Raw genomic sequence first — 23,240 nt, 5'->3', positions numbered from 1 at the left:
ATTCCCGGCCCTGCCCGGTTACAGGCATTGATACATGCAAATGCATCTAGTTCGGGATACACTGTTTACAGAGCCCGGGACCACGGGCAGGGAGAAAGGCACATCATGCAGATCGGCGTATTCAGCGTCAGTGACATCACCACTGACCCCACCACGGGCCGCACGCCCACGGAGAACGAACGCATCAAGGCCTCCGTTGCCATTGCCAAAAAGGTCGAAGAAATCGGCATGGATGTCTACGCCATTGGCGAGCACCACAACCGTCCCTTCTTCTCATCCTCCCCCACCACCACCCTGGCGTACATCGCAGCCCAGACCGAGCGCATCACGCTGTCCACGGCCACAACCCTGATCACCACCAATGACCCGGTCAAGATCGCCGAGGACTTTGCGATGCTGCAGCATCTCTCCGATGGAAGGGTTGACCTGGTGCTTGGGCGCGGCAACACAGCGCCTGTATACCCCTGGTTCGGAAAGAACATCCAGGACGGGATCGAGCTCGCGATCGAAAACTACAGCCTGCTCCGCAAGCTGTGGGATGAGGATACGGTCAATTGGTCGGGCAAGTTCCGCACACCCCTGCAGAACTTCACGTCTACACCGCGCCCACTCGACGGCGTTGCGCCCTTCGTCTGGCACGGATCCATCCGCACGCCGCAGATCGCCGAAGTAGCTGCCTACTACGGTGACGGCTTCTTCGCCAACAACATCTTCTGGCCCAAGGAGCACTACCAGCAGTTGATCGGCCTTTACCGCGAGCGCTACGAGCACTATGGGCACGGCACGGCAGACCAGGCGATCGTTGGCTTGGGTGGCCAGTTCTTCATGAGGAAGAACTCCCAGGACGCGGTCAAGGAGTTCCGCCCATACTTTGACAACGCACCGGTGTACGGCCACGGTCCTTCCTTGGAGGACTTCACCTCACAGACACCCCTGACCGTGGGCAGTCCGCAGGAAGTCATCGAGAAGACGCTCACCTTCCGTGAGTTCTTTGGCGACTACCAGCGGCAGTTGTTCCTGATCGATCACGCAGGTTTGCCCCTGAAGACCGTCCTGGAGCAGCTTGACCTCTTCGGCGAGGAAGTCCTTCCCGTGCTCCGCAAGGAATATGCTGCCTTGAAGCCGGCCAATGTGCCGGACGCGCCGACGCACGCTTCACGCGTTGCTGCGGCCATGGAGGCCAGCGTCAACGAGTCCGCTCCAGCTGGAGCCCCGGGTCAGGAGGCCTGATGTCCAGCCCTTCGGCGTCCTCCGCCGTTCGCCTCGCCGCCGAGACCTGGGAGTCGCTGTTCCGCTCCCAGGTGGCGGTGATGCGGAAACTTCAATCAGGTCCGGCGTTCAAGTCCCTGCCCGTCAAGGAGTATGACGTCCTGTTCACGCTCTCGCGATGCCCTTCCGGCCAGCTGCGGTTGAACGAGATCAATGACAAAGTGCTGCTGAGCCAGTCCAGCCTGAGCCGTTTGGTGGACCGTCTGGAGAAGCGCGGTTTGGTGGAACGGACAACAGCGCCCGACGACGGCCGTGGAGTGCTGCTGTCCCTGACCGAATCAGGCAGCGAGTTGCAGAAAACAATTGGTCGGGAACACGTGCGCGATATTGCCCAACTCGTCGGGCCGGCGCTGACTGTCGAGGAGCAGCGGGAGCTGTTGCGGCTGACGGAGAAGCTGCGGGCCTCGGTGGCAGGACACCAGCCAACGCACGGGTAGGGTGTCGGTCTCCGTCATCTCAGCGCAGGTTCTCAGCGCAGGCGGACGAGCTGCCGTGGGTCCTCCCTTGGGAGCTCACCGTTGACTGATGCGCTGACCTTGAGGGTCTTCAGCGACAGGCTTCCACCCACTGTGGACAAGAAGGCTGTATCTGAAGAATCCCGTCCTGCCGTAATGCGAAGCATGGACTCGCGGGGCGCCAGCCCAGTGGGATCGATGATGTGCCATTCATCGTCGATGTAGGCCTCTGCCACAGCGTGGAAGTCCATGGGGCTCAGACCGGGTGCGTACACAGCCGCGAGCCGGGCGGGGACATCCTTGGACCTCAACAGGGCAATGGCCAAATGGGCGAAGTCACGGCACACACCCCGGCGGTGGAGAAGCGTCTCCACCGCCCCGTCGGTTCCTCGCGAGGATCCACTGACGTAGCGCAGCTCTCCATTGACCCAATCGCGGACAGCGTGGAGCAGTTCGGCCCCGCTAAGGCTGCCGAACTCGGCGTAAGAGGTGGGCAGCAACCGATCAGATTCGGCGTAGCGGCTTGGCCGGACGTACCGGATGAGTTCCATGGGAGAGGGTGTGTCGCGCTCTGCGAAGCCATGGACCGTTGCTTGGTAGTCAACCGTCACTTCGCTGGGCTCCGCGAATTCCATGTATTGGAAGCGGCCCCCGTGATCGTCGCAGAGTTCAGCGAAGGGAATCTCGTTCCCATCAAGAGTGATGGAGAGTGTTTCCGTCACTGACTCGTACCCCGGATTGTTGGCCACGGCGATGGCCATGGCCACTTTCGTGTTGGCTACAGTCTTAAAAACGAGCTTGGCAGCAACGTTGCGTTCCATTGATCTCCGGGGTGGGTTGCGGCGGGACAGCCCCCGATGCCGCCGTTGTGTGGATCAGCCAACCGCAGGACTACAGATTGACCTTCAGAGACAGTAGCATCCGTTGGACGTTGGCGAATTCAGAATCATGGGCGACATACTTGGCGGCCAGGTCCAACGTGTCAAAAGTCTTTGCCGGGGCTACTTTTTCATCGGCGGCGAAGGCATGGACCGCTGTGACATCCCCGAAAGAGTAGTCGCCCTTGCCGGAAGGTCCCTGAACGCGGTTCCTCAGTTCGCAGGCCTGGCCGTCGGCGCCGGCCACCATGTTGGTGATGCCATAGGAACCGAAGAATTTGTAGCCTTGGATCACGCGGAAAACGACGCGGGGATCGATGGTGTTCGGACCATCGGAGTGCGGAACATCCAGTGGCACACTGCTGATAACAATGTACGGATGGCTTTGGCCGGCGGGGCAAGCGATAGGCCCTGCAGGAGGCAGTCCTGTTTGCAGGGTCGCGATGTATCGGCCCCCGCCATCTTTGACTTCGACCTTCAGGGCGCCTGGCAGTGAACCAGCATCAGCCGTGGCAGACTGGGCAATCCAATCCCCAGGGAGTTCGAAGCTGACCTTTTTGGCGGGATCCGTGTAGGTCTTCCAGGTCAACGCCGTGGCTGCCGGGCTGGGGTCAGAGCTGGATGCAGCACTTGAGCCGGGTGTCGCGGACGGTGGGCTGGAGACGGCGCCTCCTGACGGCGTCGTACTTTTCGACCCGGAGCCCTGGGACGGCAGGCCTGACTCTGAACTGTTGGGATGGGAGTCGGAAGTCTGGGAAACCTGTGGACCCTTGTTTTCAGTGGAACAGGCCGCGGTAGCCGTAAGCAGGACGGCACCCAGTACCAATGCGCCGAGCCGAAGCTTCGCCGTCATGCCGTTCGGGTGGATAGTGCCGTTCATGCGCACAGCTTATCGGCGGGGAAGGCCCCGACACGGGATTTGACGGCGTACTAGGCTGAAGACATGGCTCCCGATCAGCATGACGCATTCGAGGACAACATGCCCACCATGTCCGCCGTTGACGTTGCGGATTGGCGGCTTCGGACTTTCGCCCTCTATGACCAAGTGCGGCAGCTGGCTGCTACGGATCCGTTCGATGCACACAACTATTGGCGCCAGGAGCGGGACCGGATGTTCGCTACCCATCCCGCATCGGCCCTGACAGCTGAGATGAAAGCATCCTTCTCCGGGTTGCGCACGGCCGACTACGATCCCGCATTCCGGATGTACGTTCCTCTGTCACCGGAGGGGACGGGACAGGAAATGAATGTTGAAACAGGGACCGACGGCGTAGTTCCGTTTGTGAGGATCGGAACCTTTGAGTTGCCCGGACTCGGATCCCTGGCCGTTTGGCGGCTGCGAAGCTACGGCGGCGGCATCTTCGTGCCTTTTCGCGACGCTACCGCAGGCAAAGAGGGTGGAAGCTACGGCGCCGGAAGATACCTTTTGGACACAGTGAAGGGCGCTTACCACGGTGTTCGCCGCATCGATGAACGGCAGGAGTTCATTGTGGACTTAAACTTCGCCTACAACCCGTCTTGCGCCTACAACGAGGCCTGGGCGTGCCCCCTTGCCGGACCGGCCAACCGGCTCGCAGCCGAGGTGCCAGTGGGTGAGCTGTATTTGGGAGAAGGCTAACGCCTCCTGAAGCCAGCCGCCTTGCGCGGCCGACACTGCGTGTTGCTTGAGAGGGCCGGGCGCAGTGTCACGGAACCGTAAGTTCTGGAGCACCCTGAGCCAGACCGTAAAAGCCTAGCCTTGGAACATGAACAGAATCGGGCGGATGATCCGTGCCCACAGGATCCTTGCCCCCACGGTGGGCGTGGTGATCTTGGTCCTGGTTATCGTTGGGGCCGCGCTGTTCCAGCCCTGGCGGCTCTTTACGAGCAGCAGCGTGAACGAGGCCCTGCCGGTGGCTCCTCCCGCATCAACGTCGGCGTCCCCTTCCAATGCGCCGACTTCCGATGCATCAGGGAACGGCTCGTCTGCCCCGAACACGCCTGCCTCAACGCCAGCAGTCAAGACCGATCCTGTGGTGCTGGGCTTCGGCAATTTCCAATCCCAGGAGCATCAGACTTCTGGTACCGCACAGCTCCTGGAACTGCCCGATGGCTCTCGTGTGCTGAGGTTGGAAAACCTGGCCAGCAGCGACGGCCCGGACGTCAAGGTCTGGCTCAGCAGCCTTGAAGCAGGAGGCGATTGGTACAAGTACCGCTCGGGTCGGTATGTGGACCTCGGCGCCATCAAGGCCACGCATGGCAACCAGAACTATGTCATCCCCTCCGGAGTGGACCTCTCCGGCATGTCATCGGTGGTGCTCTGGTGTGACCGTTTCAGCGTCGCCTTCGGATCGGCGCAGCTTGCCTGATTCGTTGCGGGGCCACGCCTGCGCCCCTACATGGGGTCTTAGGGCGTAAAGCGGGCCCCACAACGCATTGCAGGACGTAGGATGTCATCATGACTTCCCGCCTCCCCCGTCGCATCGCCCGCGTCCGCCCCCTGGATTCACAGGATCCCAACGAGCAATTCTTCGTTGCCAACGACGCTCGTGACTTCGAATCTGAGGCGGGGACGCACTGGATGGTTATCGATTCGCCCTTCGGGGCGTCAAGGGCAAACGTGAGTGGCCCCTCGCGGCACGGTTGGGAACCAGGGACCGGGGTGCAGGAGGATTCTTTCACTTTCCTTGCACCTTCAGTGCCGGCCAATGTCTTTGGTATGGCCCACAACACCGGGCAAGCTGGCAGGGACCTTCAACCACAGGCATTTCACAAGGCCGCGTCCAGCGTGATCGGCCCCGGCGAAGCGATCCAGCTGAGTGCGAACGTTGGTCATGTGGACCCTGAAGCCGAGCTGACGGTCGTCGTCGGACGTACAGCGCGACGCCTGACGCTGGAAACGGCGGGTTCGGCAATCCTGGGCTACACCATCGGGAACGATGTCTCTGCACGCGACCTCCAAAAGACCGACGAACTCTGGATCAGCGCGAAAAGCCAGGACACCTTTACGCCTGCAGGTCCGTGGATCGTCACGGACCTGGACGCCGCAGCTCTTTCCATCGGGATCGTCCACAACGGCACCAAGCTCAAAACCGCCAGCTCCGCGGACCTCGGCTGGAAAGTGGACGAGATCATGGTCTACCTGTCCTCGTTCATGACCCTCCACCCCGGCGACCTGATCCTGACTGGTTTCCCCGCCGAGTGCGCGCGCATTCAGCCAGGTGACACCGTGGTGTGCCGGGTGGAAGGAATTGGAGAGCTCTCCAACCCCGTCACCACCGCTGCATGGGAGGACGTGCCCGCATAGTGTGTCAGGCTTAACTGATGGAGACAGCCGCAGACGCCACCGAACTGCGCCCGCCTCCTTTACAAAAGCCTCCCAGGAAGAGGCCTTCCGGCCTCCTCAAATACCCCGTGGTGCGGCAACTGCTTCGCTTCACCGGCGTCGGAATTCTCTGCACAGCGAGTTCGCTCGGCCTCTACGCGCTGCTGCGTCCCTGGATTGACCCGCAGCTTGCCAACGCCGTGGCGTTGATCGTCACGTCGCTCATGAATACAGCCCTGAACCGCAGGCTGACCTTCAAGATCAGCGGCAGCAGGAAACGCGGCCAGGACCACATGCATGGGCTGATTGTCATAGGCATTGCCCTGGTCATCACGGGAGGGAGCTTGGGCATCCTGCATCTCATCCGCCCCGAGGCTACTGTCAGTGAAGAACTCTGGACCACGACGCTCTCGGGCTTCGTCGCCACAGGCGTCCGATTCACCCTGTTGAGGCACTGGATTTTCCGCCGCGCCCGCCACGTGTGACTGCGCGGCGGGGTGTGACTAGTTGGGTTGGGGAGACGCCAGGTTCCGGACACGCCCGACGGCGGTTTCCACGGCTCCGGCAGCTTGCTCGAGTTCGGCTTCGGTGACAGTTGAGGTGAAGCTGAAGCGGACGGCTGTCTGGGCTACCTCCGGGGCAATGCCCAACGCCACCAGCACCGGTGACGGCGCGTCAGATCCGGCAGCACAGGCGGAGCCGCTGGAGCAGACCACGCCGAGGCGTTCCAGCTCAAGCAGGACTGATTCGCCGCTGGTTCCAGGGAAGCAGAACGATGCGATCGATGGCAGCCTCTGGCTTCGATGCCCTGTCAGCACGGCACCCGGGACGGTTTGAAGGATGTGCGAGACGAACCGCTCCCGCAGCTCAGAAACCCGCGAGGCCAGCTCCGGCTGCTCGCCAAGGCTCAAAGTCAGAGCGGTGGACAACGCCACGGCCCCGGCTACATTCTCTGTTCCGGATCTCTTTCCCCGCTCCTGGCCTCCACCATGAACCAACGGCTCAACGCGCATCCGGCCCTTCGTGAACAGGACACCGGATCCCTTGGGCGCGCCCAGCTTGTGGCCGGAAATGCTCAGCGCATCCACGCCCAGGGCTTTGACGTCCAAGCTAAGCCAGCCGGCCGCTTGGACAGCGTCAGTGTGGAAGGGGATGCCAAACCCGTGAGCTACGGCTGCAAGGTCCGCAACGGGCTGGACCGTACCAATCTCGTTGTTCGCATACATGATGCTCACCATGGCTGTGTCCGGCCGAAGGACGGCGCGGAGCGCATCCACCGTGACCAGCCCGTCCCCGTCCACTGGCACCACGTCCACCGTGAAGCCATGCACGCGTTCCAGGTAGCGGGCTGATTCTTCCACCGCGGGATGCTCAAAGGCGCTTATGACTACCCGCTTCAGCGAGGGATCGACTGCCTGCCGGGCCAGTGCGATTCCCTTGACGGCCAGGTTGTCAGCCTCGGTGCCACCCGAGGTAAACGTCACCTCACCCGCGCGGCAATTGAGCACCTTCGCGACGGCGGATCTCGCCCCTGCAAGCGCCGTGGCCGCCGCTTCACCCAGGCTGTGGTGGCTGGATGGGTTGCCAAACTCGCCGCTAAGGTACGGCCACATGGCTTCGAGTACCTCGCGCCGGACCGGCGTGGTGGCTGCAGCGTCCAGGAAGATCATGGAAGTCAGACTGCTTTCAGCTCTGCATCGGTTCGCAGCTCAATATCCAGCCCGAGGTCCAGTGCCGAAACACTGTGCGTCAGCCCGCCGATCGAGATGACGTCCACGCCGGTTGCCGCGATCTCTGCCACGGTGTTGAGGTTGACGTTGCCGCTGGCTTCCACGTTGGCCCGTCCATCTACCTGTTTGACGCCTGCCCGCAGTTCATCGATGGAAAAGTTGTCCAGCATGATGGTGTCCACTCCCGCGGCCAGCACGGGTTCGATCTGATCTGCCCGGTCAACCTCAACTTCAAAGTGCGTTGTGTGTCCCAGCTGGGCTTTGGCGGCCACGAGCAGTTCAGTCAGTTTTGCGGGGTCTCCCCCCGTCATGACAGCCAGGTGGTTGTCCTTAGCCAGGACGGCATCCGAGAGGCTGTAACGGTGGTTCGCTCCCCCGCCGCAGCGGACGGCATAGCGTTCCAGGACACGCAAGCCGGGCGTTGTTTTGCGGGTGTCCGTGATCCGGGCGCGCGTTCCTTCAACCAGCTTGACGAATTCCGCGGTCTTGGTGGCAATGGCGCTCATCCGCTGCACGAGGTTGAGTCCGACACGTTCTGCCAACAGTACCGAGCGCGCACTGCCGGTGACCCGCGCGAGGTGCGAGCCGGCGTCGAACGCTTCACCGTCGGCCAGCAGCAACTGGACGTCCGTGTCCGGGTCGACGAACTTCATGGCGTCACGGAAAACCGTTCCACCGCTGAACACGCCCGGGACGCGGGCGTTCAGGACAGCAGTGGCACGCGCCCCGGCGGGGATGAGCAGCTGTGAGGTGATGTCGCCACTGGGCGCATCCTCCGCGAAGGCCCGTTCCAGGATGTCCCGGACCGGCGCTGCGGGAAGGGTCAGGTTGGTCGTGGAGGTCAGGTCAGTCATTGACGAGGCTCGCTTTCCGGCTCATGGTGTAACGCTTGTCAAAATCGTCGACGGCGGCTGGTTCGCTCACGCCGTCACTGCGGTAGTGGGCCCCAAGTGATTCCCGCCGCTCCCGCGCCGCCCGGACCAACAGATGGGCCGCCAGCAACAAATTAGCGTCCTCATGCTTTCGCACATCAAGGGAATCAGGAACGCTCAAAGGCAGCACATCGCCCTGCCAATGTCCGAGAGCTTCCGATGCCTCCTCCAAGAGCTGTCCTGTACGCAACACGCCAGCCTTCGCGGTCATCAAGCGACGAAGTGCCTGCCGCGAAAATCCGCCTGGAAGTGCTGTCGCTGCGGCGATTTCGTTGAAAGGGCCGCTGCGATCGTCGTCCAGCGGGGTCACGGCAGCGTGCGTAAAAGCGAGGCCGCCCGCGGCCGGGTCAGCACGCAGAGAGACTCCGCTAGGCGACCCACCGCGTTCACCGCCAAGGAACCCTTCAACAGCCCGCCGCCCGAACACGAGCCCTTCAAGCAGTGAGTTGCTCGCCAGCCGATTTGCGCCCTGAACCCCAGTACAAGCCACTTCTCCGGCGGCCAACAACCCAGGAACAGATGTCCGGCCGTAAAGATCGGTCACCACCCCACCCATCCAGTAGTGCGCCGCTGGAGCGACGGGTACAGGCTCGCGGCTCCAGTCAAAGCCTGCTTGGCGGGTGCGTTCGCTGATGGTGGGGAAGCGCTTCTCGAGGAAGCCCTTCCCACGCTGTTCCTCGATCACGGTTGCATCGAGGAAGACGTGACCGTTGGGGTCACCGAGTGCTGCAAGGTGCAGGGCTATGCTCCGGGAGACGACGTCCCTGGGGGCGAGCTCGCCGTCCGGGTGGTACTCGGCCATGAACCGGCGTCCGGTGGCGTCAACGAGGATGGCACCCTCGCCGCGGACTGCTTCGGAGATGAGCAGGGGGTCAGTGTTGCCTTCTGCCTCAAGGGCATCCCCGGCACGGACCATGCACGTGGGATGGAATTGGAAAAATTCGAGGTCCGCCACCTCTGCTCCGGCCCGCCACGCCAAGGCGAGCCCGTCGGCTGTGGCTACGGATGGGTTGGTTGTTTGTGCGAACAGTTGACCGGCTCCACCTGTCGCGAGGAGCACAGCGTCAGCCTGAAGGGTCAGTTCCCGGCCATCGTGGATGTACTCGACACCGGTTACGCGCTCCCCGTCGTAGGACAGTGAAGTCACCTGCGCATGCCCGATTACCTGGATTCGTCCGGCCGCGCGGAAGTCCAGCACGGTCTTGATCAGGGCGGCTGCAACGCGGGCACCTGTCGCATCGCCCCCAGCGTGGAGGATACGCGGGGCAGAGTGGGCGGCTTCGAGTCCCAGGGAGGGATCGCCGTCGTCGTCAAGGTCGAAACGGACGCCGAAGCGTTCAAGTCCGGCAATGTCCATCCGGGCCTCGGTGCACAACACCCGCACGGCTTCCTCGTTGCAGTGGCCCGCGCCGGCATTGAGGGTATCGGCAATGTGGGCAGCAACGGTATCCCCCGGAGCCGGCTCGTCCAGAACAGCCGAGATGCCGCCCTGGGCAAAGTATGTATTGCTGTCCGCGAGCGCGCCTTTGGTGAGCAGCACCACTTCGGCTCCGGCTTCGGCGGCCAGCAGGGCTGAGTACAGCCCCGCAATGCCGCTTCCGACGACGATCAGCCGCTTGGGCTGGTGCCCTCCAGCGAGGCTTCCTGAGGTCATGTGAGGCTCGATTCGGATCGTCCGGAAGACCGGTGTGGGTAGCGGTTAGGCAGGCTTGGCCGCCAGCATGCGCTCCAGCGCAATTTTGGCGTTGTCCTGTACGGCGTCGTCCACGGTGATGCGGTTGACGATGCGTCCTTCGACGAGTTCCTCAAGCACCCAGGCGAGGTAACCCGGGTGGATGCGGTACATGGTGGAGCAGGGGCAGATCACCGGGTCCAGGCAGAAAATCGTGTGCTGTGGGTTTTCCGCAGCCAGCCGGTTCACCATGTTGATTTCCGTACCGATGGCGAAGGTGGTGGGTTCGGTGGCTGCAGCGATCGCCTTCTTGATGAAGTCTGTGGACCCTGCCGAATCGGCAGCATCCACAACTTCCATGGGGCATTCGGGGTGCACGATCACGTTGACGCCGGGGAAGTCGAGCCGGGCTTTTTCAATCTGGCCCACGTTGAAGCGCTTGTGCACCGAGCAGAAGCCGTGCCAGAGGATCACCCGGGAGTCCAGCAACGTTTGTTCGTCGTTGCCGCCCAGTTCCTTGCGGGGGTTCCACATAGGCATCTGCTCCAGGGGGACACCCAGGGCCTTGGCGGTGTTGCGGCCCAGGTGCTGGTCGGGGAAGAACAAGACGCGCTGCCCACGCTCGAAGGCCCATTCCAGGACCACTTTGGCGTTGGAGGAGGTGCAGACAATGCCGCCGTTGCGGCCACAGAAGGCCTTCAGCGCAGCCGAGGAGTTCATGTAGGTGACGGGGATGACCGGAACGCGGCCCTGGGCGTCGGTGTCCGTGCCGAAGATTTCTTCGAGCTGTTCCCAGCATTCCTCTACGGAGTCCTCATCAGCCATGTCCGCCATGGAGCAGCCAGCCGCCAGGTTGGGCAGGATCACTGCCTGTTCGGGCGTGGAGAGGATGTCCGCGGTCTCTGCCATGAAGTGGACGCCGCAGAAGATGATGGCTTCAGCGTCGGGCTTGGTCAGTGCGGCATTTGCGAGCTGGAAGGAGTCACCCACGAAGTCTGCATACTGGATGACTTCGTCACGCTGGTAGAAGTGGCCCAGGATCACGGCGCGGTCCCCCAGCGTCTTTTTGGCAGCCCGGATACGGGCATCCAGTTCGGCATCCGTCGCCCGCTTGTATTCGTCCGGGAGCTTTCCCTGACGCGGAGTCTCCTTGGGAGCGACGTCGCTGCTGGAGGCTCCCGGTCCGTAAGCGGGGGCACCGGCAAGAGCCTCGGCAAGGTCATACTCCCAGGGCCCTTTGGCCAGGGCCGGGCTGCAGGTGGATCCTGCGCGGGAAAGGCCCTTCTCGGCTTCCTCACGCGTGATCAGCTGGACGGCAGTGTTGACGCTGCTCATGGTGTACTCCTGTTATCTGGCCCGAGACCGGGCGTGCCGGTGAAGCGGTAGAGGCGTGGCGGACGGTGTTTTCCGCCCTGCAGGTATTCACCGGTTTCTTCAATGTCCGGTGTGGCTTTGATATGGCGGCGGAAGTTTGCCGGATCCAGCTGGCGGTCCAGCACGGCTTCATAGACTTCACGGACCTGCGCGAGGGTGAAGAACTCTCCCAGCAGGTGGTAGGCGATGGAACCGTAGGCCATCTTGTTGCGCAGACGCCAGAGTGCGTAGTCCACAATCGCGTTGTGGTCGAAGGCGAGTTCGCCGAGCCTGTCCGCCCGGAACCACCGCACATTTTCCGACTCGTCCGCGAGGGCGGCTTCGGTTGGCTGGACGAGTGCCCAGTAGACGATTGATACGACGCGCTGGCTGGGCGAGCGATGCAGACCGCCGAAGGCGTAGAGCTGCTCCAGGTACTGCGGTGCCAGCCCTGTGGTTTCACGAAGGTTGCGCGATGCGGCGTCCTGGAGGGATTCATCGTGCGCCAAGGGCCCGCCGGGAAGTGCCCACAAATCCTTGTAGGGTTCCCGGATCCTTCGCACCAGCGGCAGCCAGAGCGTGGGGCGGCCGGATGTTTCGCTCGGACGGAGGGCGAAAATCACCGTTGAAATTGCCAACGACGGCGGCGCCAAGCGGCGTTCAGCAACGTTCGCCGAGATCGGATTCACGGCGTTCACCTCGCTTCGTCGCCGCCTGGAGGTCTTCCTCCACACACTGGAATTTTAGTTAAAGTCATCTTGACTAGAACTAATGGTACGACTCCGTAGCCTCTTGGCAAAATGCCCTGCGTCACACTGACTTGGCAGCGGCTTCCATCAGAGGCAGTGTCCGTCCCTGGATGTGGCTGTTGAGCACAATGACGGACGAGCAACGGACCACGGATTTGGTGGCGATCATCGCGTCCAGCACCCGCTGCATATCAGGATTTGAGCGCGCTGCGATGCGAACCATCAAATCGGAATTTCCCGTCACGGTGTGCACTTCAATGATCTCCGGGATGGCGCTAAGGCTCTGAATAATGGCGTCGTGACCGATCTCCTGGGTAATGGTGACCGAACAGAACGCCACCACAGGGAAGCCGAAGTTGGCCGGATCCGGCTGGGGAACCCATGACCCGATCACTCCATTTTCGATCATTCTGTCGATCCGCGACTGCACCGTAGCCCTGGCAACCCGCAGCACGCGGGATGCTTCCAGCACAGATGACCTCGGCGAATCAGTGAAAAAACGTACAATTTTTGCATCAAGCGCATCGACCAGCATCAAAGTTCCTGTCCCCGGGGATTCTTACCCATCACATCGCCACAGCAAAAAGTGATGTATCTTACAAACTGCGAGAATTATTCCACGGCTCTTGCTGCGTCGTCGACGCCCAGCTTGCTCAGCCCAAGAGGCAAGCTCGCTACACCGAGTATGAAATCCATAGAAGGTAGACACGTATGACAACGAAGTCCATCGCGGCTCCTGCCCAAACATCCGGCCTTGGCCATTCACTTAAGCCACGCCAACTCACCATGATGGGGCTCGGGAGCGCCATCGGAGCAGGCCTCTTCCTCGGCTCCGGCGCAGGCATCCAGGCCGCCGGCCCGGCGGTCCTGATCTCCTACCTCGTGGCGGGAACCTTGATCATCCTGGTCATGTGGGCCCTGGGCGAGATGGCTGCCGCAAATCCCAACAGCGGAGCATTCTCCGTCTACGCCGAAAAAGCCATGGGCAAGACCGCTGGCGGCACCATTGGCTGGCTGTGGTGGCTTCAGCTGGTGGTGGTCATCGCAGCCGAAGCACTTGGCGCGGCAGGCCTGCTCTTCACCGTGTGGCCGGTGATTCCGGTGTGGGTGCTCGCCCTGGTGTTCATGGTGGCGTTCACCGGCATCAACCTCGTGGGCGTCCGCAATTTTGGCGAGTTCGAATTCTGGTTCGCGATTCTGAAAGTCGCGGCAATCGTCATCTTCCTCCTCATCGGCGCCGCCTTGCTGTTCGGCTGGTTGCCCAACGTTGCCTCGCCGGGCCTGTCAGCCTTCGGGGACTTCGCCCCCAACGGAATCGGCGGCATCGCAGCTGCTTTGTTCGTGGTGATCTTCGCCTTCGGTGGAACGGAAATCGTCAGCGTCGCTGCCGCTGAAACCGAGAACCCCGCACACAGCGTCGGCAAGGCCATCCGGACTGTGGTTTGGCGCATCCTGGTCTTCTACATCGGCTCCGTTTTCGTCATCGCAGCGGCTCTTCCCGTTGGCTCGGAAGGACTGAAGTCCCCCTTCGCGGGCGTACTGGACCTTGCGGGTATCCCTGGTGCCGGCGCTGCCATAACCCTGGTGGCCGTAGTTGCCTTGCTTTCCGCCCTGAACGCCAACCTGTACGGCGCCTCAAGGATGATCTTCTCCCTTTCAGAGCGCGGCGAGGCTCCTGGCTTCCTGTCCAAGCTGAGCGCCTCCAAGGTGCCGGTGGCCGCCGTCGGAATTTCCGTTGCTTTCGGCTTCATCGCAACCGTCTTGGAACTGCTCTTCCCCGAGCACGTACTGCCGGCGCTCCTGAACCTCGTGGGCTCCACATGCCTGGTGGTGTGGGGCACTGCCTTGGTCTCGCAGTTCATCCTGCGCCGGAGGGCCGACCGCGAGGGAACCGAACTGCCGCTGCGCATGAAGGGCTTCCCGGTGCTCACGGTCGTAGGAATCGTCCTGCTGGGCATCATCCTCGTGGTGGGCTTCGCCAACCCTGAGAGCGCCGGCCAGCTGATCGGCACATTCATCCTGATCCTGGTTATTGCCGCCGGCTGCTTCCTCAACGCCAAGTCGAAGGCCGGTAAGCAGCCGATGAACACCAAGTAGCCGCCTGTTCATTGAAACGAAGAGGTCCTGCGCAATTTGTTTTGCACAGGACCTCTTTGCGTATCCAAATTGTACAAAGTGTTTCGTTGAAACTGAGCTGATTGCGCACACGCATTGTTGGTGACTAGGGTCACAGCCATGACTACCAAACCCGTGCTCGCCGCCGTCGATGAGGATGCGGCGCCGCTCACGCACGAACAACTGCGTGAGCTCTATTCCCTGATGGCCTCCGTCCGCCACCTGGACACCGCAGCCGTCGCCTGGCAACGCCAGGGCATCATTCCCGGCTATGCGCCCCAGTTGGGCCAGGAAGCCGCGCAGGTAGGCAGCGGATATGCCGTCGACCGGACGCGCGACTTCGTGTTCCCCACATATCGCGAGATGGGCGTGGCCCGGGCCATGGGGCTGGACATGGTGGGCTACATGTCCACGCACAAAGCCACGTGGCATGGCGGAATGTACAACCCGCTGGAATCCCGCTTCGCTCCCATCCAGGCTGTAGTGGCCGGATCGGTATTGCATGCTGTTGGCTGGGCCCACGGCCAAACGCTCTCCGGAAAGCCCGACGGCGAACGGGGCGTTGCCATGACATACTTCGGCGACGGAGCGTCCTCCCAGGGCGATGTCCACGAGGCCATGAACTTTGCTGCTGTGATGAAGGCGCCAGTGGTCTTCTTCATCCAGAACAACGGCTGGGCAATCTCCGTCCCCACCGAACGCCAGGTGGCCGGCGGCTCAGTCGCTGCCCGTGCGGCCGGCTACGGGATTCCTTCCCTGCAAGTGGACGGCAACGACGTCGTCGCAGTCCATGAGGCCACTCGTTCGGCTTTCGCCCATTGCCGCGCCGGCAACGGTCCTGCCGTCATCGAAGCCATGACCTACCGCCGCGGGCCCCACTCCACGGCGGACGACCCCGGGCGTTACCGCACCCTGGAAGAGGAACGGCTCAGTGCCGGTGAAGATCCCCTTGAGCGCTTCAAGCAGCGCCTCCTCGACGACGGCATTGCGGATAACGCATTCTTCGCCCAGGCACAGCAGCAGGCCCAGGAGGAAGAGGAGGCCATTCGCGCGGGCATCGAAGCCCCTGCGCCCCGTCCCGGGGCCGAGATGTTCAGCCTCGTCTTCCAGGAACCAACGCCCACCCTTCAATCCCAGGCCAATGACTGGCGCAAGGAGTCCGAACATGTCTGAGACAGCCACGGCACTCTCGCTCGCTCCCGGGTCGGTCACGATGGACACCGAACCCGTCCTGCACCTTTCCATGCAGCAGGCACTGAACCGAGCGCTTGACGACATCCTGAGCGACAATCCCAAAACGGTCATCTTCGGCGAGGACTGCGGCCGATTGGGCGGCGTTTTCCGGATTACCGACGGCCTGCAGGCCAAGCACGGCGAAGAACGGGTCTTCGACACCCCACTGGCCGAGTCCGCAATCCTGGGCATGTCGGTGGGACTGGCCATGGCAGGCTTCCACCCCATCCCCGAAGTACAGTTCGACGGCTTCGCCTACCCGGCCATCAACCAGATCGTGTGCCAAATCGCCCGGATGAACTACCGCAGCCGCGGCACGCTCCCGATGCCCATCACGCTCAGGGTTCCCAGCTTCGGCGGAATCCGCGCTCCGGAACACCACGGCGAAAGCCTTGAAGCTCTGTTTGCGCACGTTCCCGGACTGAAGGTGGTTTCGCCTTCCACCCCGCACGACGCCTATCACCTCCTCAAGTACGCAGCCACGCGCCCGGATCCTGTCATCTTCATGGAGCCAAAGTCCCGCTACTGGCAGAAGGGTCCGGTAGACGTCCGCGCTGCGACTCCCGGTCAGGCAACGACCGACGCCGGCATGGACGACGCCGGCAGCCTCACTGGCGCTCGGGTTGCGCGGGAAGGCCGTCACCTGACACTCGTCGCCTGGGGCGCCATGGTGGCACGGTGCCTTCAAGTTGCCGAACTCGCAGCGGAAGACGGCATCGACGTCGAAGTCCTGGACCTGCGTTGGCTGAAGCCAATCGACGCCGAAGCCCTGGCGAGGTCCGTCGGAAAGACGCGCCGCGCCGTCGTCGTCCACGAAGCTCCCTTGACCTCAGGCCTCGGCGCCGAGGTCGCCCAACTGATCACGCAGCATTGCTTCCAAACGCTGAAGGCGCCCGTGGAGCGCGTGACCGGATTCGACGTACCCTATCCCTCCGGTGACCTGGAGGACGAATACATTCCCAACATCGACCGCATCCTCTTTGGGATCCAACGCGTACTGGAGTACCGCCGTGGCTGAAATTTCCTTCCCGCTCCCGGATCTGGGCGAAGGCCTCATCGAAGCGACCGTCCTGGATTGGCTCGTATCGCCGGGCCAGCAGGTGGAGCGCAACCAGCCCATTGTGGAGCTGGAAACCAGCAAGTCCGCGCTCGAATTGCCCAGCCCCCAGGCGGGTAAAGTGGTGCGTATTCACGGGGCGCCGGGCGAGACCATCAACGTCGGCGAACCGTTGATCGTGTTCGAGGTACCGGATGACACCGCCGGAATCGTGGGCACCGTTCCGAAGGACGAAGCACCCAAGCGCCGGGTCCGCCTGAGCGCCGTACTCGATGAGGACTGACATGATGACCGGCAGGCACACCGTGGAACAGCAAAGACACACCGTGGAGGGAACAGACCCTGGTTTGTTCGTGGAAGTCCACGAGCCAGCCACCGACGCCGGCCTCCGCCCGGTCCTGCTGATCCACGGTTTTTCCTCATCCAGCAAACTGAATTGGGCGGACAGCGGCTGGATTACGGCCCTCCAGGATGCCGGACGCCGGGTCATTACCGTGGACCTGCCAGGCCACGGCAGGAGCCACTCCCCCGAGGACCTGGACTCATACACGCCCAGCCGGATCCGAGCCGACCTCCTCCAGATCGCCACGGACGCCGGAGCGCGGCCATTGCGCGACGGCGATCCTTCCACGGGACTGGACATCGTGGGCTACTCCTTGGGGTCCCGGCTGGCCTGGGAGTTCGCCGCGACCCAGCCGGACCTGGTACACCGCATCGTCCTGGGCGGACCCAGCTCAGCGGATCCGTTGGCAGCTTTCGACCTCGCAGCCGCACAGCGGCACTTGGCTGATGGCACACCCATTGAGGACCAGTCCACCGCCGGGCTGCTGAAGATGGCTCAACTATTGCCCAGCAATGACCTCTTCGCGTTGCTTTCGCTCATCGAGGCCATCAAGGGTGAACCGTTCGATCCTGCCGAGGCTGCACCGCACGTGCCTATCCTCCTGGTTGCCGGCGAAAAAGATGATCGCGCGGCCACCATGCCCGAACTCGCGCACCTGGCCGGCAAGCGGGGGGCCTTGGTGGAGACCCTTGTGGTCCCGGGACGCACCCACACGAACGTGATCACAAGCAGGGCTTTCAAAGAAGCTGCCATCGAATTCCTTGGCGTGTAGCGATTGCGCCGGCCGGAGCTAACGGCCCAACCGCTCCGCGTTAAGGCTCATTCGTTCCAGGACGCTCAACGCCATGGCATATTCATCGATTCCTATGCCCATGGACAGGTCCTGGCGGGCGGCTTCCACATAGCGGAGGGCCTCGTGGTATTTTTCGCGGCCGAGCTCGCTGAGCGCCAGGCGGTCATCGATCATAGTGATCATGCCCCTGCCCACCAAGGAGGCCAGCTCCCGCTCCCGCAGGCGCGTGTCATTACCCCAGAACGGGCGCAGGATCTCATCCAGCTCATCAGGACGGACCGTTCCCTCTGCCAAAGTGCCCAGGGTCTGCCACTGCCGCCGGCTCAGCTTGACCCGGGCCAACGTGGCATCGAGTTGGAGTTCCAGCGCGGCGTCGAGCCTCTTGATCCAATATCCAATGGGCTTGTTCACAAGCCCATGCTTCCAGCGGATGCCTCACCCGGCAAGCTTTGAACTGTAGGCTGGAAGCAGCCAAATTACGTGGAAGTGGGGCAAATGGGCATGCGTTTCAAGGACCGTGCGGAAGCCGGCCGGCGCCTGGCCGAAGGACTCCCCCAGTTCAGGGAACGGCCAGACACGATCGTCCTTGGCCTGGCCCGCGGTGGTGTCCCCTTGGCCGTGGCGGCCGCCTCCGCGTTGTACCTGCCCTTCGGTACGATTCTGGTCCGCAAACTGGGGATACCTGGCCGCGAGGAGACTGCCTACGGCGCACTGGCGTGGTGCCAGGGCGACGTCGTCCGCATCGTCAACAAGCCGCTCAAGGAACATGTCCTTGCCCATGGCATCAGCCAAGCAGCGTTGGATGCAGTGGAGGCGCATGAACGCGCCGAACTACTTCGGCGCGCAAGGCAATACCCGGGAATCGAGAACGACCTTCGAGGCAAAACCGTCATTCTGGTGGACGATGGCCTGGCCACCGGCGCCACCATGCGTGCTGCCGTGGAGGCCGTGCGGGCATCAGGTGCCCGCACGGTGGTCGCTGCGGTTCCCGTGGCTTCGCTGGAAGCCGCAACATCCTTGGCACGGGTCTGTGACTTCATGATGGCACTGCACACGCCAGGCAAATTCCATGCTGTTGGAGCGTTTTATGAGCGTTTTGAACAGTTGACGGACGACGACGTCGTGGAGCAACTGGAAGGCGCAGAGGCACCGAGGGCGAAATAGCTGCTTAACGCCGAAGGCGGGCCCGGTTTCACAACCGCGCCCGCCTGGTGAATCAATGTGTTGCTGGACAGGATCTCTTGTTGGCCTAGTGATGAACACTGAAGCCGAGGGGACGGCCCTTGGTTTCCTTGGCAAGAATCACGCCCACCGCTGAGATGATGCACAGGCCCATGATGTACAGGCCGACTGATCCGGACCACTTGGTGGCGTCCAACAAAGCCTGGGCAATCAACGGGGCGAAGGCGCCACCGAGAATGGCACCCAAGGCGTAGCCGATGGAGATTCCCGAGTAGCGGACGTGTGCAGGGAACATCTCGGCGTACATGGCTGACATGGGCCCATACGACAAGCCAAGCCCAATGGTGAGGACGAACAAAGCTGTTCCGTAGAGCACGATGTCCTTGGAATCGATCAAAGCAAACATGGGGATCATCCACGCGAACACCAGGCCGTAACCGAGCAGGAACGTCTTTACGCGGCCAATCTTGTCCGAAAGCCAGCCTCCCACCATGGTGAAGATGAGCCACCCGAAGGAGGCAACGGTGGTGGCGAGGAGGACCTGCGGCGCCGGCATCTTCAGCGCCTTGGTGGCGTAGGAGATAAAGAAGGCGATCAACAGGTAGCCTGCGGCGTTGTTGGCGATGAAGATGAGTGCCGCGAGGATTACCTCCTTCTTGTTATTCCGGAACAGCTCGCTCAGGGGCGCCTTGCTTTCCGCCTTGCGCTGCGCGATTTCCTTAAAGACGGGGCTTTCCCCGACTGCGCGGCGGATGAGGTAGCCCACCACGATCAGGACCACGGAGAGCAGGAACGGCACGCGCCAACCCCAGGCGGCAAAGTCTTCCTTTGACATGCCCGACTGCAGGAAAAACAGGAGGCCGGTTGCCAGGATCATGCCGATGGGCACACCGATCTGCGGGTAGGCACCGAAGAGTCCGCGCTTGGAGATGGGAGCGTGCTCCACAGCCATCAGGGCGGCGCCACCCCACTCGCCACCGGCCGAGAAGCCCTGGACCACGCGCAGGGTGATCAGCAGAATCGGAGCCCAAAGCCCGATTGTCCCGTAGGTAGGCAGCACGCCGATCAGCGCCGTCGCCGCCCCCATCATGACAAGTGTCATGACCAGGACTGCCTTGCGTCCCAGCCTGTCGCCGAGGTGTCCGGCAACGAAGGCCCCGAGTGGCCGGAAGAGAAAGCTGATGCCGATGGTGGCGAAGGACAGAATTTGCGCCACTCCTGGGTTCGACTTTTCCAGCGGAGTCAGGAACAGCGGCGACAACAGCGTTGCCGTGAGCTGGGCAAAGATAAAGAAGTCGTACCACTCGATGGTGGTGCCGACCAAAGTGCCCGCCAGGACCCGGCGCTCTTCGCGCTTACTGCTTGGGCCCGATGCAGAGTCGACAGTGGAAGTTGCGGTCATTGGAACTCCAGGGGTGAGAGTGACTGGTCGGTGCGTGACTGGCATTAACCGACAGAACGGTCAGTTAGGAAAGACTACTACATGCCGTGACCCAGCGCACAGCATTTTGTCTCGGCACAACGAGAAACATGAAGCCCAGGAACAACATTGTTCTATAGTTGAATCACCGATTCGTATATGGAACGATATCCTGATGGGGTGTGCAACACAAGAGTTGTCCGCCGCATGCCGTCACCCGCCAACATAGGATGGTTCGCATGAGTCCCCGCAGCGACGTCAAAAGTCCGCAGGAAGCAGCAAGCCAGGCCCCGCCGTCGCAAACCCTCTCACGGGGAATCCGCGCATTGGAGATCCTCGCCGAAGCCGAACGCCCGCTCAGCATTGCCGAACTCGCCGAGGCCCTGGGGGTGCACCGCTCTGTTGCCTACCGCATCCTCCGGACGCTGGAGGACCACTCGCTGTTGATCAGGGACGATTCAGGCCGCGTCCAGCCGGGTCCCGGACTGGCCGTGCTGGCACGTGGCGTCTCGCGCAACCTGCAAACAGCTGCTTTGCCCGAGCTCACCCAGCTGGCGAACACTCTGCACATGACCGCTTTCCTGGCTGTTTGGGACCACCAGGAATGCGTCACCCTGGTCACCGTGGAACCCCGCCATTCAGGCGCCGCACTCGCTCAGCATCCGGGGAGCCGCCATCCCATCGGTGTTGGCGCACCCGGTATCGCCATCCAGTCGACCATGACCGAGGACCGTTGGCGCCAAGTAGGTGCAGGTATCCCGTACCGCCCCGAAGCGCACGAGGCCCGACGCACCGGCTTCGCCACCAGCCACGACGAAGTCATCGCCGGATTGTCATCGATCGCCGCTCCCATCCACGTCCCGGGCGGACGGCCGGCCGCAATCGCCGTCGTCTATATCCGCCTCGACCAGGACGCCGACGCCGTAGGTAAGGAGTTGGCTGCCAGCTCCATGCGGATCGAGAGCCAGTTGGCCTGAACCATTCCTTGCTGGCCAAGCATTCCTTCTGGGGCAGGCGCCCTGCCCCAGAAGGCCCGCAGGCACGGGAACCCAATACTCAACACACAAGAAAGCCCCGGCACCCGCCGGGGCTTTCTTGTGTGTTCAGTGCTTCAGTGCTGGAGGCGGCTTCAGTCTTCCGAGCCGTGGCCGATCCGGGCATAGAGCCCGGGCTGCGAGCGCCGCAAGCGCAGCCCCCACACGATTCCCACCAGACCCGGCAGCAGCACCACCAGCGGCAGGACAAACGTTGCCGCCGTCGATTCCGTCTGACCGAGCAGGACGTTGAAGTTGGCAAGGATGAGCACAAACACTATCGCCAGGAGAACAAAGCCAAGGCCAGGCGCAACAACCCGCACCCAGAGGCTGGCACCATGCCGCTTCCGGCGGAAGAAGCCAATGACGGCCACGGACACGACGGTCATGAGCAGGACCAGCCCCATGGCGCCGCTGTTGGTGAGCCAGGTAAACATGGTCAGCACTGGATACAGTTCACCTAGTTCAGAACCCGATCCCCCGATGGCGAAGGCAACAGTCACGACGACGGCGATCACCGTTTGCGCCAGCGACCCCCCGAAGGGTGCTCCGCTCCCTTCACGGACAGCTGCGAAGAACGGCGGGATGACGCGCTCCCTGCCAAGTGAGAAGAAGTATCGTGCGACGGCGTTGTGGAAGCTGACCAGCGAAGCGAACAGGCTGGTCACGAACAGGATCTGCGCCATATCGCTCAAGAGCACGCCTCCGTTGGTACCCAGGAAGGCGAAGATCATGTCCGGGCCATTGTTGGTGGCTGTTTCAATGACTGCGGATGGGCCTGCGCCTACGGTCATCGCCCAGGCTGAGGCGGCATAGAAGAGGGCGATGATGGCAACCGCTGCGAAGGTGGCACGGGCAACAGTGCGCTTGGGATCTTTTGACTCTTCGCCATAGATAGCTGCGGATTCAAAGCCCATGAAGGCGGCGATTCCGAAGGAAAGGACTGCGCCGACGCCCGGGACGAAGAGGCTTTCAGGGCTGAATGAGGCTGCAGAGACTCCTTCGGGGGCCACGGCAAGGCTGATGAGGTCATAGGCGATGACCACCAGGAATTCCAGGGCCACCAGGACACCCAGCACCTTTGCCGAGAGATCCACCCGGTTAACGCCCAACCAGCCGACGATTGCGATGCAGATCAGCACCGGGATCCACCAGGGAACGCTGATGCCCAGCCTTGCCGAGAGCAGCGAGGAAACTGTGAAGCCGAAGAGCCCATAGATGCCTACCTGCATGAGGTTGTAGGCCATCAACGCGACCAGCGAGGCTCCCACACCGGCCGGCCTGGAAATGCCTTGGGCAATGTAGGCGTAGAAGGCGCCGGCGTTGGTGACGTAACGGCTCATGGCCGCGTACCCGACCGCGAAGAGTGCCAGGATCCCGCCGAGAATCAAGAACGAAAGCGGGACACCTGTTACCCCGGTGACAGCGAAAGTGGTGGTCACGCCGCCCGCAAGGACGGTCAGCGGCGCGGAGGCCGCAATAATCATAAAGGTCACGGCCGGGACGCCCAGACGCCTCTTGGTGTCTGCGGGCCCAGCGATCTTGCCCTTGACGGGGTTATCCACGCTCATAGTGTGCTCCTGCCTCGGTGCCGGACGGAGATTGCGCGGCACGGTGTCGGTCATTCCGCAATCTTCCTCCGACAAGGCAGCGCGTGACTTGTCTCACACGGCAAGGTGCTTGTCGGTGCACGCAAGCACAGCCCGCGTAAAGTCCCCCGG

The 23,240-nt window shown here is 62.5% G+C and carries 24 protein-coding genes; 13 read left to right on the top strand and 11 right to left on the bottom strand.

Annotated elements, in window-relative coordinates; genetic code table 11:
• Positions 1-105 precede the first annotated feature (105 nt).
• Positions 106-1,230, top strand: a complete 1,125-nt coding sequence (locus ABIE18_RS09985) for an LLM class flavin-dependent oxidoreductase (protein WP_224164618.1) — start codon at positions 106-108, stop codon at positions 1,228-1,230.
• On the top strand, positions 1,230-1,706 hold the full coding sequence (locus ABIE18_RS09980; RefSeq protein WP_499722536.1) for a MarR family winged helix-turn-helix transcriptional regulator: 477 nt from the start codon (positions 1,230-1,232) through the stop codon (positions 1,704-1,706). Before ABIE18_RS09985 ends, ABIE18_RS09980 begins: the two co-directional genes overlap by 1 nt.
• Positions 1,707-1,738: 32 nt before the next feature.
• On the opposite strand, the gene ABIE18_RS09975 is transcribed toward ABIE18_RS09980, so the two are convergent.
• Together ABIE18_RS09975 and ABIE18_RS09970 are read right to left on the bottom strand one after the other, a co-directional pair.
• Positions 1,739-2,545, bottom strand: coding sequence for a transglutaminase domain-containing protein (locus tag ABIE18_RS09975; RefSeq protein ID WP_431115580.1), 807 nt, complete (start codon positions 2,543-2,545; stop codon positions 1,739-1,741).
• A 70-nt stretch (positions 2,546-2,615) separates the two neighbouring features.
• The gene (locus ABIE18_RS09970; protein WP_499722535.1) at positions 2,616-3,482 is read right to left on the bottom strand and encodes a hypothetical protein; all 867 of its coding nucleotides are present in this window, start codon (positions 3,480-3,482) and stop codon (positions 2,616-2,618) included.
• Positions 3,483-3,545: 63 nt separating this feature from the next.
• On the opposite strand from ABIE18_RS09970, the gene ABIE18_RS09965 reads away from it, so the two are divergent.
• From ABIE18_RS09965 to ABIE18_RS09950, 4 genes are all read left to right on the top strand, one after another.
• Complete coding sequence (locus ABIE18_RS09965; RefSeq protein ID WP_499722533.1) at positions 3,546-4,220, top strand: DUF1684 domain-containing protein; 675 nt, start codon at positions 3,546-3,548, stop codon at positions 4,218-4,220.
• A 127-nt stretch (positions 4,221-4,347) separates the two neighbouring features.
• Positions 4,348-4,950, top strand: a complete 603-nt coding sequence (locus ABIE18_RS09960) for a DM13 domain-containing protein (RefSeq protein WP_499722532.1) — start codon at positions 4,348-4,350, stop codon at positions 4,948-4,950.
• A gap of 89 nt (positions 4,951-5,039) precedes the next feature.
• Positions 5,040-5,888 carry a fumarylacetoacetate hydrolase family protein gene (locus ABIE18_RS09955; RefSeq protein ID WP_499722531.1) on the top strand — a complete coding sequence of 283 codons (849 nt, stop codon included), beginning with the start codon at positions 5,040-5,042 and terminating at the stop codon, positions 5,886-5,888.
• Positions 5,889-5,905: 17 nt separating this feature from the next.
• Complete coding sequence (locus ABIE18_RS09950) at positions 5,906-6,391, top strand: GtrA family protein (protein ID WP_499722529.1); 486 nt, start codon at positions 5,906-5,908, stop codon at positions 6,389-6,391.
• A gap of 18 nt (positions 6,392-6,409) precedes the next feature.
• Here ABIE18_RS09950 and ABIE18_RS09945 read toward each other — a convergent pair whose 3' ends face one another.
• The 6 genes from ABIE18_RS09945 to ABIE18_RS09920 form a co-directional block, all read right to left on the bottom strand.
• Positions 6,410-7,576 (bottom strand): cysteine desulfurase family protein, encoded by a 1,167-nt coding sequence (locus ABIE18_RS09945; RefSeq protein ID WP_499722528.1) that lies wholly within the window; start codon positions 7,574-7,576, stop codon positions 6,410-6,412.
• 5 nt (positions 7,577-7,581) lie between these two features.
• On the bottom strand, positions 7,582-8,490 hold the full coding sequence (gene nadC / locus ABIE18_RS09940; RefSeq protein WP_499722527.1) for a carboxylating nicotinate-nucleotide diphosphorylase: 909 nt from the start codon (positions 8,488-8,490) through the stop codon (positions 7,582-7,584).
• Positions 8,483-10,222, bottom strand: coding sequence for an L-aspartate oxidase (gene nadB / locus ABIE18_RS09935; protein WP_499722525.1), 1,740 nt, complete (start codon positions 10,220-10,222; stop codon positions 8,483-8,485). Before nadB ends, nadC begins: the two co-directional genes overlap by 8 nt.
• Before the next feature lie 45 nt (positions 10,223-10,267).
• Positions 10,268-11,575 carry a quinolinate synthase NadA gene (nadA, locus tag ABIE18_RS09930; protein WP_499722524.1) on the bottom strand — a complete coding sequence of 436 codons (1,308 nt, stop codon included), beginning with the start codon at positions 11,573-11,575 and terminating at the stop codon, positions 10,268-10,270.
• Positions 11,572-12,291 (bottom strand): NUDIX hydrolase, encoded by a 720-nt coding sequence (locus tag ABIE18_RS09925; RefSeq protein WP_431115590.1) that lies wholly within the window; start codon positions 12,289-12,291, stop codon positions 11,572-11,574. The genes nadA and ABIE18_RS09925 overlap by 4 nt, the downstream gene beginning before the upstream one ends.
• Positions 12,292-12,403: 112 nt before the next feature.
• Positions 12,404-12,877 (bottom strand): Lrp/AsnC family transcriptional regulator, encoded by a 474-nt coding sequence (locus tag ABIE18_RS09920; protein ID WP_216923913.1) that lies wholly within the window; start codon positions 12,875-12,877, stop codon positions 12,404-12,406.
• A 176-nt stretch (positions 12,878-13,053) separates the two neighbouring features.
• Between ABIE18_RS09920 and ABIE18_RS09915 the strand changes: the two genes are divergently transcribed.
• From ABIE18_RS09915 to ABIE18_RS09895, 5 genes are all read left to right on the top strand, one after another.
• A complete protein-coding gene (locus tag ABIE18_RS09915; protein WP_499722522.1) occupies positions 13,054-14,439 on the top strand; it encodes an amino acid permease in 1,386 nt (461 codons plus the stop codon).
• Positions 14,440-14,577: 138 nt separating this feature from the next.
• A complete protein-coding gene (locus ABIE18_RS09910) occupies positions 14,578-15,630 on the top strand; it encodes a thiamine pyrophosphate-dependent enzyme (protein ID WP_499722520.1) in 1,053 nt (350 codons plus the stop codon).
• Positions 15,623-16,708, top strand: a complete 1,086-nt coding sequence (locus tag ABIE18_RS09905) for an alpha-ketoacid dehydrogenase subunit beta (protein WP_499722518.1) — start codon at positions 15,623-15,625, stop codon at positions 16,706-16,708. Before ABIE18_RS09910 ends, ABIE18_RS09905 begins: the two co-directional genes overlap by 8 nt.
• Positions 16,701-17,030, top strand: coding sequence for a biotin/lipoyl-containing protein (locus ABIE18_RS09900; protein ID WP_442017109.1), 330 nt, complete (start codon positions 16,701-16,703; stop codon positions 17,028-17,030). The genes ABIE18_RS09905 and ABIE18_RS09900 overlap by 8 nt, the downstream gene beginning before the upstream one ends.
• Before the next feature lies 1 nt (position 17,031).
• On the top strand, positions 17,032-17,862 hold the full coding sequence (locus ABIE18_RS09895; RefSeq protein WP_499722516.1) for an alpha/beta fold hydrolase: 831 nt from the start codon (positions 17,032-17,034) through the stop codon (positions 17,860-17,862).
• 18 nt (positions 17,863-17,880) lie between these two features.
• Here the strand turns inward: ABIE18_RS09895 and ABIE18_RS09890 are convergent, their stop codons facing one another.
• Positions 17,881-18,294, bottom strand: a complete 414-nt coding sequence (locus tag ABIE18_RS09890) for a winged helix DNA-binding protein (RefSeq protein ID WP_499722514.1) — start codon at positions 18,292-18,294, stop codon at positions 17,881-17,883.
• 69 nt (positions 18,295-18,363) lie between these two features.
• Here ABIE18_RS09890 and ABIE18_RS09885 point away from each other — a divergent pair, with 69 nt between their 5' ends.
• Positions 18,364-19,047 carry a phosphoribosyltransferase gene (locus tag ABIE18_RS09885; RefSeq protein WP_499722513.1) on the top strand — a complete coding sequence of 228 codons (684 nt, stop codon included), beginning with the start codon at positions 18,364-18,366 and terminating at the stop codon, positions 19,045-19,047.
• 85 nt (positions 19,048-19,132) lie between these two features.
• On the opposite strand, the gene ABIE18_RS09880 is transcribed toward ABIE18_RS09885, so the two are convergent.
• Positions 19,133-20,467, bottom strand: a complete 1,335-nt coding sequence (locus ABIE18_RS09880; protein ID WP_431115599.1) for an MFS transporter — start codon at positions 20,465-20,467, stop codon at positions 19,133-19,135.
• 248 nt (positions 20,468-20,715) lie between these two features.
• Here ABIE18_RS09880 and ABIE18_RS09875 point away from each other — a divergent pair, with 248 nt between their 5' ends.
• Positions 20,716-21,462 (top strand): IclR family transcriptional regulator, encoded by a 747-nt coding sequence (locus ABIE18_RS09875; RefSeq protein ID WP_499722511.1) that lies wholly within the window; start codon positions 20,716-20,718, stop codon positions 21,460-21,462.
• Positions 21,463-21,614: 152 nt separating this feature from the next.
• Here the strand turns inward: ABIE18_RS09875 and ABIE18_RS09870 are convergent, their stop codons facing one another.
• Complete coding sequence (locus ABIE18_RS09870) at positions 21,615-23,090, bottom strand: APC family permease (RefSeq protein ID WP_499722509.1); 1,476 nt, start codon at positions 23,088-23,090, stop codon at positions 21,615-21,617.
• Between the last annotated feature and the right edge of the window lie 150 nt (positions 23,091-23,240).

This window comes from Arthrobacter sp. 2762, from assembly GCF_040548745.1.
Lineage (GTDB): Bacteria > Actinomycetota > Actinomycetes > Actinomycetales > Micrococcaceae > Arthrobacter.
This window is presented reverse-complemented; position numbering and strand designations above follow the sequence as displayed.

Excerpts from the sequence above, each read along its gene's own strand:
- ABIE18_RS09915 (WP_499722522.1), top strand. The coding sequence starts at position 13,054 with ATGACAACGAAGTCCATCGCGGCTCCTGCCCAAACATCCGGCCTTGGC.
- ABIE18_RS09980 (WP_499722536.1), top strand. The coding sequence starts at position 1,230 with ATGTCCAGCCCTTCGGCGTCCTCCGCCGTTCGCCTCGCCGCCGAGACC.
- ABIE18_RS09970 (WP_499722535.1), bottom strand. The coding sequence starts at position 3,482 with ATGAACGGCACTATCCACCCGAACGGCATGACGGCGAAGCTTCGGCTC.
- ABIE18_RS09875 (WP_499722511.1), top strand. The coding sequence starts at position 20,716 with ATGGTTCGCATGAGTCCCCGCAGCGACGTCAAAAGTCCGCAGGAAGCA.
- nadA (WP_499722524.1), bottom strand. The coding sequence starts at position 11,575 with ATGAGCAGCGTCAACACTGCCGTCCAGCTGATCACGCGTGAGGAAGCC.
- ABIE18_RS09870 (WP_499722509.1), bottom strand. The coding sequence starts at position 23,090 with ATGAGCGTGGATAACCCCGTCAAGGGCAAGATCGCTGGGCCCGCAGAC.
- ABIE18_RS09955 (WP_499722531.1), top strand. The coding sequence starts at position 5,040 with ATGACTTCCCGCCTCCCCCGTCGCATCGCCCGCGTCCGCCCCCTGGAT.
- ABIE18_RS09910 (WP_499722520.1), top strand. The coding sequence starts at position 14,578 with ATGACTACCAAACCCGTGCTCGCCGCCGTCGATGAGGATGCGGCGCCG.
- nadC (WP_499722527.1), bottom strand. The coding sequence starts at position 8,490 with ATGACTGACCTGACCTCCACGACCAACCTGACCCTTCCCGCAGCGCCG.
- ABIE18_RS09960 (WP_499722532.1), top strand. The coding sequence starts at position 4,348 with ATGAACAGAATCGGGCGGATGATCCGTGCCCACAGGATCCTTGCCCCC.
- ABIE18_RS09895 (WP_499722516.1), top strand. The coding sequence starts at position 17,032 with ATGATGACCGGCAGGCACACCGTGGAACAGCAAAGACACACCGTGGAG.
- ABIE18_RS09965 (WP_499722533.1), top strand. The coding sequence starts at position 3,546 with ATGGCTCCCGATCAGCATGACGCATTCGAGGACAACATGCCCACCATG.
- ABIE18_RS09905 (WP_499722518.1), top strand. The coding sequence starts at position 15,623 with ATGTCTGAGACAGCCACGGCACTCTCGCTCGCTCCCGGGTCGGTCACG.
- ABIE18_RS09920 (WP_216923913.1), bottom strand. The coding sequence starts at position 12,877 with ATGCTGGTCGATGCGCTTGATGCAAAAATTGTACGTTTTTTCACTGAT.
- ABIE18_RS09880 (WP_431115599.1), bottom strand. The coding sequence starts at position 20,467 with ATGACCGCAACTTCCACTGTCGACTCTGCATCGGGCCCAAGCAGTAAG.
- ABIE18_RS09975 (WP_431115580.1), bottom strand. The coding sequence starts at position 2,545 with ATGGAACGCAACGTTGCTGCCAAGCTCGTTTTTAAGACTGTAGCCAAC.
- ABIE18_RS09950 (WP_499722529.1), top strand. The coding sequence starts at position 5,906 with ATGGAGACAGCCGCAGACGCCACCGAACTGCGCCCGCCTCCTTTACAA.
- ABIE18_RS09945 (WP_499722528.1), bottom strand. The coding sequence starts at position 7,576 with ATGATCTTCCTGGACGCTGCAGCCACCACGCCGGTCCGGCGCGAGGTA.
- ABIE18_RS09985 (WP_224164618.1), top strand. The coding sequence starts at position 106 with ATGCAGATCGGCGTATTCAGCGTCAGTGACATCACCACTGACCCCACC.
- nadB (WP_499722525.1), bottom strand. The coding sequence starts at position 10,222 with ATGACCTCAGGAAGCCTCGCTGGAGGGCACCAGCCCAAGCGGCTGATC.